Raw genomic sequence first — 13845 nt, 5'->3', positions numbered from 1 at the left:
CTGATGTTTCTAGCCATCCGCGACATCCGCTTCGCCAGGGGCCGCTTCGCGCTCATGGGAAGTGTTGTGGCCCTTATTACCCTGCTGCTGGTCATGCTTTCGGGGCTTACAGCCGGGCTCGGAAACCAGTCGACATCGGCTATTGAATCACTGCCCGCACAGCAGATCGTCTTCGGTGCACCGGCGGGCGGGGAGCCGAAGGCCTCCTACACCGAGTCTGAGGTTTCCAATGCCCAACTCGAGGCCTGGCGGGAGCAACCCGGCGTTTCATCAGCACACGCAGTCGGCATCAGCCAAACCCGCATCCAATCCTTGGCTGGCGGTGGTGCTCCGAACGGGACCGCAAATGTCGCAATCTTTGGCGGTTTGACGGCTCCTGCCCCCGTCCAGGACGGGACGGTCGTGATCGGCAAAACCGTGGCCAAGGACCTGGGGCTCCAGGTCGGCAGCCGTGTCCGCGTCGGCGGGACGGAGCTGACTGTTTCAGAAGTTGTGCAGGACCAGTGGTACTCGCACACCGGCGTGGCCTGGACGACGCTCGATACCTGGCGGAAGATCGCCCACGCTCCTGAGGGCACCGCCACGGTCCTGGCCGTAAATTACGACGCCGGTGCTTCAGTCAGCGTTGATGCCGCCAACGCTGCGGCCGGCACGGTGAGCATGGATCCCGTCGGCTCGTTCCAGGCTCTGGCCTCGTACAAGAGTGAGAACGGTTCGCTCATGCTCATGCAGGCATTTCTTTACGGAATCTCTGCCTTGGTGATCGTGGCCTTCCTTACCGTGTGGACAGTGCAGCGGACTCGTGACATCGCGGTCCTCAAAGCACTCGGCGGCTCTTCCGGGTATGTCCTCCGTGATGCGTTGGGCCAGGCCGCAATCGTGCTGCTGACCGGAGCAGCATGTGGCGGTTTGCTGGGCTTGGCGGGCGGACTTTTCGCGGCCAGCGCAGCGCCTTTCCTCGTCACGCCTTTGACCACCTTGGTGCCCGTTGCCGGCGTCGTTGTCCTGGGCCTGGGCGGCGCTGTCCTCGCGGTCCGCAAGGTCACCAAAGTCGATCCACTGTTTGCCCTCGGCGGTAACTAGGTCTAGAACATTCCCAGAAAGGCATACATCGTGACCCCTGCTTTGAACCTCATCAACATCACCCTGGAGTACCCCGACGGCGATTCCACGCTCAAGGCCCTGGACGCTGTAAGCCTTGCAGTTGGGCGCGACGAGTTCCTCTCCTTGGTGGGTCCGTCCGGTTCCGGCAAATCCTCGCTGTTGGCTGTTGCGGCCACACTCGTGAAGCCCACCTCCGGACTCGTCGTCATCGATGGCCAGGACGTTTCCGCGCTCAAGGATGCCGAACGCACAGCCCTGCGGCGCGACAAGGTGGGCATCATCTTTCAACAGCCCAATCTTCTTCCGTCCTTGACCGCCGTCGAGCAGCTGCTGATCCGGGACCACCTGCGCGGCAAGGCTGTCCGCGGGGCCCTTGGCAAAGCGCATGAACTCCTGGAGATCGTGGGCTTGGCCGCATCGGCGAACAAGAGGCCGCACCAGCTATCGGGCGGGCAGCGTCAGAGGGTGAACATCGCCAGGGCGCTCATGGGCCGCCCCACCGTGTTGCTGGTGGACGAACCCACCGCAGCCCTGGACCACGAACGCAGTGAATCGATCGTCAGGTTGTTGCGGCGGATTACGGACGAGTTCTCCACCGCTACTGTGATGGTCACGCACGACACCGAGTTCCTGCCCCTCACAGACTCAGTGGCCACCATGCGTGACGGACGAATCAGCCCTGCCGTGCTCCCGTCCGTTCTGCCCAACTAGGTCGCAGTAGAGCGCGTTTTGGACGTTCAGAACGCGCTTAACTGCTACTTAGTTGGATGACCCGAGCAACAGATCGTCCTGCGCCTCGTCGTACGTATCGCGGGCTTCGAGAATCGTCGGGACGTGGCTCTCCGCCCACTGACGTAGAAGGGTGAGGGGCTGCAGGAGGGATTCACCCATCGGCGTTAGTTCGTAATCCACCCGCGGCGGCACCTGGGCGTGGACGGTCCGCGTAATGAGCCCATCGCGTTCCAGGGCACGCAGCGTCTGCGTCAGGACCTTCGGCGTGACAACGTGGACCATCTTGCGCAGCTCCGAGAACCGCACGGGCCCGTCACCGAGGACTTGGATCACCAAAGACGCCCACTTGTCGCCGATTCTTTGGAAGATCACGCGGGATGGGCAATTGGGATCCAGGATGTTCCCTGGCAGGGCATTAGTATCCATGAGGTAACTCAGTTCCTTTGAAGCTATCAGTATCCAATAGATACCTTCGTGTTATCGCAAGGATAGCAACCCAAAGGAGAGTCATGAAAATCGCAGTCTACGGCGCAACGGGCATGGTCGGCAGTGAAATCGTCAATGAATCCATCACCCGCGGCCACGAAGTCACGGCCATCTCCCGCAAGGGCGCCGAGATCACCGGCGCAACGGCCCAGGCAGCCGATTTGGCCGACGCGGAGGTCTTCGCCTCCATTGCAAAGGACCACGACGTCGTTGTGCTGGCTACGGGTCCCAGCCGCACCGGCGGCGACCATGGAGAGTGGCTCGATGCCATGGCCACTGCATACAGCAACGCCGAAGGAACCCGCCTCATGATCGTTGGCGGTGCAGGCACTCTCGAGGTGGACGGCGTCCGACTTCTCGATTCCCCGGACTTCCCCGAGGCATACAAGGCGGAAGCCACCACCGCCGCGAAGGCACTGGAAGCGGTCAAGCAGACTCCCGAGGACGTGGACTGGACGGTCCTTGCCCCCGCTCCCGTTATCCAGCCCGGTGAGCGTACCGGCAAATACAACGTGGCCAAGGACTCTCCTGCCGGCACCACCATTTCCTCGCAGGACTACGCCGTCGCCATGCTGGATGAAATCGAAAGCCCGGCCCACCGCCGGGCACGCTTCACGGCTGCAAACTAACGTTTCGCGGCTGCAAACCAGCTAACCGAGAGTCAGGCCGAGCCCGGGTACCGGCATCTGGAATATGTCCTTGAGGGCATGCTTCGCTGCATGGTACCCGGGCATCCCTGTAACACCAGGCCCGGGCGGCGTGGATGAAGAACACAAGTAGACGCCCGGCATCGGTGTACGCCACGGAACATTGGACACTACTGGCCTCTGCACCAGACCCCGCATATCCAACAAACCTGCGCTGAAGTCGCCACCCACGTAGTTTTCGTTGTACGCGGCCAGATCAGCCGCCGTCGTGGTCTTCGAGGCAACCACCACATCCCGGAAGCCTGGGGCGTATCGCTCAATCCGTGCAGTGACAGCCTCAGCCATGTCCACATCTGAGCCAGCCGGCACATGGCAATACGTCCACAGAACGTGTCGCCCGGCCGGTGCCCGCGACGAGTCCACGAGGGACGGCTGGGAAACCAGCACGTAGGGCTCCGTTGGGTGTTTGCCCATGTCCACGAGGTTCTCGGATTCGGCCATGGCCATTCGCGAACCGCCCACGTGAACCGTCCCCGCCCGCCTCAGGCCAGGGGCAAGCCAGGGAACAGGTTCGGAGAGGATGTAGTCGACTTTGCAGGCTGCATTCCCGAAGCGGAATGCATCCAATGCCCGACGATAGTTGCCGGGTATTTCAGCACCACCCAGACGAGCGAGCGTCGGAGGAGCAACATCCAGGAGGATGGCTTTTGCCGGCCTGACCTGGTCGAAAGAATCCACGCGCTCACCGGTGTGGATGGTGCCGCCGTGGGCAATGAGGTCCTCGGCCATTGCACCTGCGATAGCCGCGGATCCGCCCACAGGCACCACCCATCCGCCGGCGTGGGCCAGGACGGCGAGCAAGAGTCCGGCACCCGTGGAACTAAGCGCGGGCTGGGAACCCAACGCGTGGGACATTACGCCGGTCAACAAAGCCGGAGCAGCTTCTTCACGGAAGCGCCGGCCCCAGAACGGTGTTCCTTGGTCAAGGGTCGCGAGACCAAACAACAGAGCAGCAAGGGGATCCTTGGGCACGCGGAGAAGTTGGTTCGACGTAAAGTCCACGACGCCATTCAAGCGTGACAGGAGGGGCGCAATCAGGCGACGATACGCTGGGCCGTCCGCCCCCAGCTCCATGGTGGTCCGTTCCAGCGACTGGTACGCGAGGGCGGCACCTCCCACGTCCAACGGCGTGCCGTGCTGGACGTCAGGCACGCGCAGCTCAATGCGCTGAGACAGGTCGAATTCCTTGAAGAAAGGAGACGCCAATGCCATTGGATGCACCGCGGAGCATACATCGTACAGATATCCCGGTTCGATCAGCTCGCTTGTCCGGGTCCCGCCTCCGATGGCATCGGCGGCCTCGTACAGATGCACCTCCAGCCCGGCGCGGGCCATGGTCACTGCCGCGGCCAGACCATTGGGACCAGAACCAACGACGGCGACATCAGCCATCGCTACCCACCTCCGACTGTTGGGGTGCTTTGGGTGCGGCAGGCTCAACCATTGAACGCCAGGGCAGAACCGACATGGACGGATGAAGAAGGTTAATCCTGAGCCAATCCCTGGTGCCTTCGAAAGGCCCGCCATGGGGATCGTCTTCGCCCAAAGCGCGTAGGGGATCCTGCGATGGATCCAGGATATCCATCACCACCCTGGCCATCAGGTACGCCGTTGCAACCATGTGCAGCGCCACAGCCAGGACGTAGTAGGACATATCAATGTTGTGCTGCACGGATCCACCGCTGGTGGCCATGCCCAGGTACATCCATATGGCAGCCCAGTGCAGGCCTTCAGCCGCCTGCCAAACCAGGAAGTCCCGCCAGCGCGGTCTCGCAAGGGCAAGGAGGGGAATGAGCCAGATGACGAACTGGGGGGAGTACACCTTGTTTGTGAGGATGAACGCCGCCACAATCAGGAAGGCCAGCTGGGCGATGCGGGGGCGCCTGGGCGCCGTCAAAGCCAGTGCACCGATCAATGCGCACGCAATGACAAAGAGGTTCAGCGCAAGCGAGTTGATAGTGGCGGCGTCAAGTTGGGTCCAATGAAGCCGATCGGCCACGAGGTTGAACGCGAACCACGGCGAGCTGTATCCGGCGGGCCGTTCCTGGGTGAATTCAAAGAAGTAGCGCCAGCCTGATGGGTTCATCGCGGCGATGGGCAGGTTGACGGCCAGCCATGCCCCGGCAGCTGCAGCGGCAGTCATCCAGAAGGTCCGAAGACGACCAGTGCGTAGCGCCAACACCAAAATGGCACCGAGAATGAGGACGGGGTACAGCTTGGTGGCCGTTCCCAGCCCGATGCAGATTCCCGCCAGGATCAACTTGTCGCGGGAGAAGAAGTACATGGCCAACGCGAGCAGAGCCACAGCCCACATGTCCCAGTTGATGAACCCCGCAAGCACGATTCCGGGGGCCAGGGCCACCATGGCGGCATCCCAGGGGCGACGCTTGTTCATCCGGGCGGTCAGGAGGACGGTAATTATCCATACGGCAACAATCAGCATTGCGTTGACGTCGAAGTAGCCCAGAATGCGTTCCGCGCCCGGCCCTTGTCCCGGTACGAGCAGCGCGGTCAAGCCTGCGATGATCCCCATGAGGACCGGGTACTCAAACAAGCTGCCCTGCGTGAAGAAGGGGAACACGCCATCGCCCAGGCCACGGTTGCGGAAGAGCTCAGGGAAGTCGGAGTAGCACGTGGCGTAAAACTGTGTGGGCGTCTCCCAGCCATTGACGCGGCAATAGTCCTTCGCGAGCACGGCAAGTAGGGCAGTGATCACTGTGAGGACAACGAGGACGCGTTCAACCGTGAACGGCGCGGGGGAGATCTGTCCTGGAGCAGAGTGGCGGCCCAAGGGCCCACCTACAACCTCCGTGAAGTTACGAAGCAGGGAGTCGCTGCGGCTTGGAACCACAAAGCGGGCACGTTTTCGCTGCCGGTGCGGCTTCGTCTCCTGCATAAATCGAGCTTACCGTCAGGCAGCTTGGGTAACGCCACTGGAGCAACTCTGGCCGACCGGTTAAAAGGGGGAAGCCCACGCGTAGCCGCGTGGGCTTCCTGCGGTTCAGCATGCATGTGCGGCACCGGAAACTCCTTCGGAAGGGCTGAAGGGCATCAACGGATGAGTCCCATCTGGTGCAGAACGACGAAGACGTCTTCACGGCCTTGCTTGAGCAACTGGTCGTTGAACAGCGTGCGTTCCTTGGGAGCATCGCTGCTCTTGTAGAAGCGCAGGTCCTTAGGGCGCTTTGGCATGTGGTTCACCTCCTTTCATTGCAGAAAATTGCCGGAATTGGGCACAACAAATAGAGCCAATTGAATTCAGGGAAATCAAGGCATAAAAGAGCGCACAAATAGCCCGACGTTAATAAGGGGAGAGAGCAGACCTGTGCGGGAGCAGCGAATGACCGTGCACAATTGCGTGTGCTTCCTGCAGTCGTCCCCAACAAGAAGCTGGTTCCGAACTTTGGGGAAACTGCGCACCCGTGGCTTGTTGCGTGGGTCTGCGCCTACAACTGACCGCTCAGAATGCCACCCTTGAGGGGTGGCCATGAAGACCGCCGGCGTTGGAGCCGGTCCGGTGGTTCAGGGAGTGGTCAGTGGTTCGAAAAATGCTTCGAAAAATGGCGTCGATCAGCGCAGGAGGCCGGGGTAGCAGTGACGGTCACGTTCCATCCGCTAGTCAAAGTAATCATTTTTCCCAACCTCCTTTTCCGCTGTGGCATTACGTCCCGACTGACTAACCGGGGTAATGCGCGCCTTGTTCCCGGCGGGTCGCTCTGGGAACAAGATATAAGCTACCGCATGAATAGGAGTCTTGGCCAGTGCAATTCACTATTTAGCCAAAGTTTTTCTAAATTCGCGTTTCAGAGACCCCAACGGACAATCGCAGGCGTCCGCTTATCCCATCCAAGCGTGCAAACTTTCGCAGTTCCAAGAATGAAGTGACGACCTTCCTTGGCGTCCATTTCCAGCCACCGCGCCGTGAGAATGCGGGAGAAATGCCCGTGTGCCACTACCAGGACATTGTCCATGCCCGATTCCAGGACACGTCCAATGATCTTGTCGGCGCGGGCGGCCACTTCGTCCAGCGTTTCGCCGTTGGGCACGCCGTCCGTCCAGATGAGGTAGTCCGGATTGTCCTTGCGGATGAGGTCGGAGCTGACGCCCTCGTAGTCTCCGTAGTTCCATTCCACAGCCAGCGGTTCGTGGACAGCATCGGGAAAGCCTGCAAGTTCAGCCGTGCGGCGGGCGCGACGCAGTGGGGAGGTCAGAACGAGATCGAAGTCGATGCCCTCAAGGACTTTGCGCGCTTCGACAGCCTGCTGCTCACCCTCGACCGTCAAGGGAAGGTCGGTCAATCCTGTGTACTGACCGCTCTTGGACCATTCCGTCTCACCGTGGCGGAGGATCCAAAGTTGCGGACGCGGGGAGATCGCGGCGTTCATGAGGACTCCTTGGTTTCTGCGGCGGTTTCGGTTGAAGGTTCGACGACGGCGGACTCGGGTTGCGCTTCCCACCACGCCAGGAGCTTCTTCTCGGCTTCCTCGGGGGACAGCGGTCCGTGTTCCATCCGTTCTTCCAGGAGGAACTTGTAGGCCCTGCCGACGACAGGACCCGGCTTGAGCCCCAGGAGCGCCATGATCTGCGCTCCATCGAGGTCAGGCCGGACAGCCGCCAGCGATTCCTGCTCCAGGAGCGCAGAGATTCGATGCTCAAGGTCATCGTAGGCGAAGGACAAGCGGTCGGCCTTGCGCTGGTTACGCGTGGTGACGTCGGATCGTGTGAGCCGGTGCAGGCGTTCCAGCAGCGGACCGGCGTCGGTCACGTACCGGCGTACGGCGGAATCCGTCCAGCCGGCGTCTCCATAGCCATAGAACCGCATGTGCAGTTCGACCAGCCGGGACACGGCTTTGATCGACTCGTTGTCGAAACGCAAGGCCTTCATTCGCTTGGCCGTCAGCTTGGCACCCACAACGTCGTGATGCCTGAAGCTCACCGCGCCGCCCGGTTCGAACCGGCGCGTAGCCGGCTTGCCGACGTCGTGCATCAACGCGGCGAACCGAAGCACAAAGTCCGGGCCCGGTACGGGACCGTCCGCACCGGTTTCCAGCGCCGCGGCCTGTTCGAGTACCTGCAGGGAGTGCTGGTAAACGTCCTTGTGGCGGTGGTGTTCATCGGCTTCCAGGCGGAGCGCGGATACCTCGGGGAGTACAAACTCAGCCAGCCCGGTATCCACCAGGAGGTCGATGCCCACGCGCGGGTGCGCGCCGTTAATCAGCTTGACCAGTTCATCGCGGACGCGCTCGGCGGAAATGATCTTGATGCGATCGGCCATCTGGGACATGGCTAGCCGGACGTCGTCGTGAACCGACACGCCGAGCTGGGACGCGAAACGGGCCGCCCGCATCATGCGCAGCGGGTCATCGGAGAAGGACGCCTCAGGCGCGCCGGGAGTGGCGAGTTCGGAGGCGTGGAGGTCCCGGACGCCACCGAAAGGGTCTACTAGCTCCAGGCTCGGCAGGCGCAAGGCCATGGCGTTGATGGTGAAGTCGCGGCGCAGCAAGTCCTCCGTCAAGGAGTTGCCAAAGGCGACCACGGGCTTGCGGGAGTCAGGATCGTACGCCTCGGCGCGGTACGTGGTGACTTCGATCTGGAAGCCGTTCTTCTTCATCCCGATCGTGCCAAAGGCCCGTCCGATTTCCCAGAAGTTGTCCGCCCACTTCTTGATGACGGAGATCGTCTGGTCGGGCGTCGCATCCGTGGTGAAGTCCAGGTCCGGGGACGTCCGCCCCAGGAAAAGGTCGCGCACAGGTCCACCAACCAAGGACAGCTCGAAGCCGGCGTCGACAAAGCGCTGCCCGAGGTCGAGCACCACCGGATCGATGGTGAAGTTAACTGAAGAGCTGTCCAATACGTGCGCCATAGTTCCTTAAGCTTGGCAGATTTTTGTGCAGCATTGGGCCACAGTTGCATCCGAAAACCAGCGGACCCGTAACGCGTGTCTCCTGCCGTCCATCTTGTGGCCATGTCCCGGTCATCACTCGAGGGCAAGAGTCGTTAGAGTGGACTTCATGGCCAATCCGATCCCGAGCGCTCCTGGCAGGAGGACGAACGCACCGTTGCCGTCGGCAATCGGCGCCCACGTCGCGCCTGCCCCGCAGCACCCGGTCCAGGCCTCGCTTCCCACTGTGGAGGAAGTCTCGGCTGGCGGTGTCGTAGTAGACACGTCCGACGGCGAACTCCGGGTTGCGATTATCGCCCGCCTTAATAGGGGTGGCCGGCTTGAATGGTGCCTGCCCAAGGGCCATCCGGAAGGCCGGGAGAACAACGAGGAAGCTGCTGTCCGCGAGATCGCCGAGGAAACCGGCATCGAGGGCAACATCCTTGCGCCCCTAGGAAGTATTGACTACTGGTTCACGGTGAGCGGCCACCGGGTCCACAAAACCGTCCACCATTTCCTGCTCCGGGCCACAGGCGGCGAGCTCACCATCGAGAATGACCCGGACCAGGAGGCCGTGGACGCCGCGTGGGTGCCGATCCAGGAATTGGCGCGCAAACTGTCCTTCCCGAACGAACGCCGCATCGCTGACCTGGCACGGGAAGTGCTGCCGGAACACCTCTGACCCGGCTACGTGGGACGATAAAGGCGATGTCTGAAGCCAAAACCACCCAGTCCGTTCAATCCGGAGAAGCACGTTCCAGCGCCATCATGGCGGCAGGAACGCTGGTTTCCCGGTTCCTTGGCTTCGCCAAAACGTGGATGCTCGGCGCTGCACTCGGCCTGGGTTCAACGATCAATGACACGTTCATTAACGCGAACAACCTTCCAAACCTGATCTTCCTGTTGGTGGCTGGCGGCGTGTTCAACGCTGTCCTGGTCCCGCAGATCATCAAGGCCAGCAAAGGTGCGGACAGCGGCGCCGATTACATCAGCCGGCTCCTGACCCTCGCTGTGTTGGTGCTGCTGGCGCTGACGGCCCTCGTGACCCTCGCCGCGCCCATCGTTATCGACCTCACCACCCAGGGCTACTCGGACCAGCAGAAGGCCCTGGCGGTCACATTCGCGTTCTGGTGCCTTCCACAGATCTTCTTCTACGGCCTGTACGCGCTTCTCACACAGGTCCTGAACGCGCACGGCGCCTTTGGTCCCGCTATGTGGGCTCCCATTCTGAACAATGTGGTGGCCATCGCCGGCTTGGGCATGTTCATCTGGATCCTGGGTGCCAACTACACCAACCCCCACACACTGGATAATTGGGGGCCCACCCAGACGTTCCTGATTGCCGGATTCTCAACGTTCGGCGTAATCGCGCAAACGGCCATCCTGCTGATTCCCGTCATGAGGCTGAAACTGGGCCTGCGGCCCCGTTTCGGATGGCGCGGGGTTGGACTTGGCCAGGCCGCAAAGTTGAGCGTGTGGACGCTTCTGACTGCCGCCGTCGGGCAGTTGGCGTTCCTGTACGTCATGAAAATTGCCACGATTCCCGGTGCCGAACGGCTCCGGCTGGACAATTCAGGCCAGACCACAGCGGCCTCCACTCTCCCGGGAAACGCGGTCCTTGAAGTTGCGAGCCAGCTCTACCTGCTGCCGCATTCGATCATCGCCCTGTCCCTGGCCACTGTCCTCTTTAACCGCATGACGCGGGCGTCCCAGGATGGCAACAAGGCCGAGCTGCGCGACGCGCTCTCGCACGGACTGCGAACCATGGCCGTCGCAACAGTTTTTGGAGCATTGGCGCTGTTCGCGCTGGCTGGCCCTCTGGGCATGTTCTTCTCCGGTGGAAAGCCGCAGGACGGCGTCATGCTCGCCCAGACGCTGACCATCCTTGCTTTGAGCACGCCGTTCATGAGCGCAAACTTCATGATGTCGCGTGTCTTTTACGCCAACGAGGACGCCCGCACACCCCTTTATGTGCAGCTGTTGCTCGCCGTCGTTTATGTGGTGGGCGCCTTCTTCATCCAGTTCCTTCCCGTAGGCCAGATCATCTACGCGATCGCCGTCCTCTATACCTTGGGCAACATACTTTCCGTGGTCATCAGCGTGTGGTTCCTCCGCAGGATGCTGGGACATCTGGACGGCCCGCGCATCGCCAACTCGTACATCCGCATGGGCTATGCGGGCCTCGGCTCGGCGATTGCCGGTGCTGTGGCGCTCTGGCTCCTGGGCAGCTACCGTGCCGACGGTTTCGCCTGGAGCAGCCGGCCGGCGGCCTTGGTGACCGTGGTCGTCGTCGGGCCCGTGATGCTGGTGGCCTATCTGCTCCTGCTTCGCCTCTTCCATGTCACCGAGTTGCGTGATCTGATGCGTCCGCTGATGGGCCGCTTTGGCCGCGGCGTACCTGCGGTTGCGGGGGCCGCTGCTGAACCCACGACGGCGGCACGCGCCACGGTCTCGGATGACACCGGTTTGATTCCGCGTATCTCGGGCGAGTTCGATGCTGCGTCCTTCAGGGCCGGCCCGGCACTCGAACCGGAGCCCGCCGCCGAGGCTCCAGCCAAAACTTCAGACTATTCCGACACCTCCAGCTCTGAAGAACCGCACACGAACTACCTGCCGGATGAGGACGTACCGAGCACGGCCAAGGGAGGACGGTTCCACCCGCAGGTCCCGTTGCCAGGCAGGCGAACCTACCAGGGCGACTCCGGCCACAATCCCTACTTTCCCGCCAACGGGGACGCTGGACAGCACACCAGGCAGAAGCGGAAGAAGTGAACCGGTGCCGCCAACATGGGCGGCGGGCGCCAATCGGCTAGGCTAGAAATGAATACAGGTAGTTGCAAAAGCGGTACAACCGGCTCGCCGGGCGGACCGCGTGCAGGACCCGCAGCTCCCGGACAGCCTAGGAGGAACACGTGTCCCACCCGATCGACGTCGGATCAGTGCTTGGCGGCCGCTATAAGGTCACGGCCACCGTATTGACCTCGCATGACCAAGATCTGGTGCTCGACGGCGTGGACCAGGTCCTCAATCGCCCCGTCAGCATCCTCGTTGCCGGTCCCGGAAATGCCGAGCAGGTAGCACAGAGCGCCCGCGAAGTCGCCACGGGAGAGCGCCCTGGCCATGTCCAGATCCTGGACCTCGGAGTCAGCGACAACACTACGTACCTGATTACCAACCACAGCACTGCGCCGGACCTCCTGGACCTGGTAGTCGCAACCCACCCGCCGTACGTGGAACCGTTCTTTACGGAAACCCTCGGCAGCGAGATCTTCGGCCAGCCGCGTACCTACGAGCCCGAAACCTATGACGGCCTCTACGAAGACGATGAGCACGAAGCCGAGTACATCCAGTACGACGAAAACGGCTACCCGATCCAATCCGAATCGGATGCTGCCCACGAGGCGCCAGCCACGCAGGCCAGCAACCTGCCGCCTATGCCCTCCTCCAGCCCGTCATCGGCCAAGGGTGGTCTCGCCGGAAAGCTCGCTGCTGCTGCGGCTGGCGCCGGTGCAGCGGGCGTTGCTGCCGCTGCCGCGCTGAAGAACGCCGGGTCCAAGAACCACGACGCCGGGGCTGCCGCTAATGGCGCTGCCGGTGCGGGGGCTTCTGGTGCCGGGGCTTCCGGTGCCGGAGCTGCCGGTGCTTCGGGTGCCGGTTCTACTACGGGGACCCAGCCTCGGACGCAGGCTGTACAGTCGCCGTCGTCCGGAGCTTCGCCTGCTACCACGCCCGTTGCCCCGGTTCAGCCGCCTACGCAAGCCGTCACTTCGCAGCCCGTGGCTTCACAACCTGTGAAACCGCAGCCCGCACCGACTCGCGAACCTGCCGGGGAACCAAAGGTTTCCCTCTGGTCTGAAGAGGACTACGGCCTCGCTGCCGGTGGCGCAGCTCAAGCCGCTGGAGGAAGCTCCGGCCCTGGTTACGATCGCGCTCCTACCAGCTTCCCGGCGTCGGCCGCTGCCACTGAAGATTACGAAGATGAAGAAGTCTACGAGGACGAAACTCCGGAACGCGAGCCGCGGTCCATGCGTTGGCTGGTCGGCGGACTGCTTGCTGCCGTATTGATCGTGGGCCTTGTCCTGGCGGTCACCAACCTGGGAAGCCTCCTGCCGAGCGGAGCTCCGGCGGCCTCGGATAAAACAACAGCGTCATCGCCATCAGCAGGCACCGAATCCGAAAAGCCGACGCCAAGCGAGACCGCTGCTCCCGCGACGCCTCCGGCCATCGATGGCATTACGCGCCTCGGCGATTTCCCGTTCGCTGCATCGTTCGACAAAGACCTTCCCAAAGCATTTGATGGGAACCCGGCCAGTTACTGGTCCGACATGGAGTTCGCTTCCGCCAACTGGGGTGGACTCTCGGGTGAGATGCCCTTGGTCGTGAAGCTCAAGGAGCCCACAGAGGTCAAGTCAGTGGTGCTGAACCAGTTGGGCGGATCGGGTGGAAGCATCAGCGTCTACACCAATGACCGCCCGGCCATGGATGGCGCCAAGCTCGTGGGCACCAACAGCTTCACGTCCCCGGAACTGACAATGCCGCTGGCTGCGCCCACGCAGACCCAGTACGTCATTGTGGTCATCAAGACGCTGCCTAAACTTGCTGCTCCCAAGACCCAGTTCGGATTTGGTCTGCGTTTGGCCGAAGTCACGGTCCAGTAGTTCCGTTTTCGCTCCGCTTACCCAACTAGGTAGCAGCTGATGCCCTTTTGAGGGCTCAAAAGGGCATCAGCTGCTACTTACTTTCGCATGTGCGCGGTGCTTTGTGACTGATGTGGCCACCAGTCATCCGGCGTCCCCGCTTCGATTGGCCGAGCCTCCAGACGGTACCCTGAATGATGGTGGGTTTTAGGCCCTCCAAATCCAACGGAATATTTGGACCGTTGCAGGGGTTGAGTCAGGTGGCTGCCCCGAAAGCCGCAGCATCGACTAAGGAAGA

12 protein-coding genes are annotated in these 13845 nt (G+C 62.0%); 6 read left to right on the top strand and 6 right to left on the bottom strand.

All coding sequences use genetic code 11. From position 1 onward, the window contains the following. The first annotated feature begins 3 nt into the window (after positions 1-3). Together J2Y41_RS17920 and J2Y41_RS17915 are read left to right on the top strand one after the other, a co-directional pair. The gene (locus J2Y41_RS17920) at positions 4-1083 is read left to right on the top strand and encodes an FtsX-like permease family protein (RefSeq protein WP_309930441.1); all 1080 of its coding nucleotides are present in this window, start codon (positions 4-6) and stop codon (positions 1081-1083) included. A 30-nt stretch (positions 1084-1113) separates the two neighbouring features. Next, complete coding sequence (locus tag J2Y41_RS17915) at positions 1114-1815, top strand: ABC transporter ATP-binding protein (RefSeq protein ID WP_396133562.1); 702 nt, start codon at positions 1114-1116, stop codon at positions 1813-1815. A 48-nt stretch (positions 1816-1863) separates the two neighbouring features. Here the strand turns inward: J2Y41_RS17915 and J2Y41_RS17910 are convergent, their stop codons facing one another. Further along, a complete protein-coding gene (locus tag J2Y41_RS17910; RefSeq protein WP_309930439.1) occupies positions 1864-2262 on the bottom strand; it encodes a helix-turn-helix domain-containing protein in 399 nt (132 codons plus the stop codon). Positions 2263-2345: 83 nt separating this feature from the next. Here J2Y41_RS17910 and J2Y41_RS17905 point away from each other — a divergent pair, with 83 nt between their 5' ends. Then, the gene (locus tag J2Y41_RS17905; RefSeq protein ID WP_309930438.1) at positions 2346-2951 is read left to right on the top strand and encodes an NAD(P)H-binding protein; all 606 of its coding nucleotides are present in this window, start codon (positions 2346-2348) and stop codon (positions 2949-2951) included. Between the two features lie 21 nt (positions 2952-2972). Here J2Y41_RS17905 and J2Y41_RS17900 read toward each other — a convergent pair whose 3' ends face one another. From J2Y41_RS17900 to J2Y41_RS17880, 5 genes are all read right to left on the bottom strand, one after another. Next, entirely contained in the window at positions 2973-4421 is a 1449-nt protein-coding gene (locus tag J2Y41_RS17900) for an NAD(P)/FAD-dependent oxidoreductase (RefSeq protein ID WP_309930435.1), read from the bottom strand. Further along, positions 4414-5925, bottom strand: a complete 1512-nt coding sequence (locus J2Y41_RS17895) for a glycosyltransferase 87 family protein (protein ID WP_309930433.1) — start codon at positions 5923-5925, stop codon at positions 4414-4416. Before J2Y41_RS17895 ends, J2Y41_RS17900 begins: the two co-directional genes overlap by 8 nt. A 155-nt stretch (positions 5926-6080) precedes the next feature. After that, the gene (locus J2Y41_RS17890; protein ID WP_223935169.1) at positions 6081-6221 is read right to left on the bottom strand and encodes a hypothetical protein; all 141 of its coding nucleotides are present in this window, start codon (positions 6219-6221) and stop codon (positions 6081-6083) included. 611 nt (positions 6222-6832) lie between these two features. Further along, entirely contained in the window at positions 6833-7414 is a 582-nt protein-coding gene (locus tag J2Y41_RS17885; RefSeq protein ID WP_216924419.1) for a histidine phosphatase family protein, read from the bottom strand. Beyond that, complete coding sequence (locus J2Y41_RS17880; protein ID WP_309930428.1) at positions 7411-8892, bottom strand: CCA tRNA nucleotidyltransferase; 1482 nt, start codon at positions 8890-8892, stop codon at positions 7411-7413. Before J2Y41_RS17880 ends, J2Y41_RS17885 begins: the two co-directional genes overlap by 4 nt. 196 nt (positions 8893-9088) lie before the next feature. On the opposite strand from J2Y41_RS17880, the gene J2Y41_RS17875 reads away from it, so the two are divergent. From J2Y41_RS17875 to J2Y41_RS17865, 3 genes are all read left to right on the top strand, one after another. Next, complete coding sequence (locus J2Y41_RS17875) at positions 9089-9592, top strand: NUDIX hydrolase (RefSeq protein WP_216924651.1); 504 nt, start codon at positions 9089-9091, stop codon at positions 9590-9592. Between the two features lie 26 nt (positions 9593-9618). Beyond that, the gene (gene murJ, locus J2Y41_RS17870) at positions 9619-11682 is read left to right on the top strand and encodes a murein biosynthesis integral membrane protein MurJ (protein ID WP_309930426.1); all 2064 of its coding nucleotides are present in this window, start codon (positions 9619-9621) and stop codon (positions 11680-11682) included. Positions 11683-11822: 140 nt separating this feature from the next. After that, positions 11823-13568, top strand: coding sequence for an ABC transporter substrate-binding protein (locus J2Y41_RS17865; RefSeq protein ID WP_309930424.1), 1746 nt, complete (start codon positions 11823-11825; stop codon positions 13566-13568). The last annotated feature ends 277 nt before the right edge of the window (positions 13569-13845 follow it).

The sequence above is a fragment of the Arthrobacter sp. 1088 genome (assembly GCF_031455315.1).
Lineage (GTDB): Bacteria > Actinomycetota > Actinomycetes > Actinomycetales > Micrococcaceae > Arthrobacter.
Note: the sequence above shows the minus strand (reverse complement) of the source record. Positions and strands in the feature narration are given on the sequence as shown.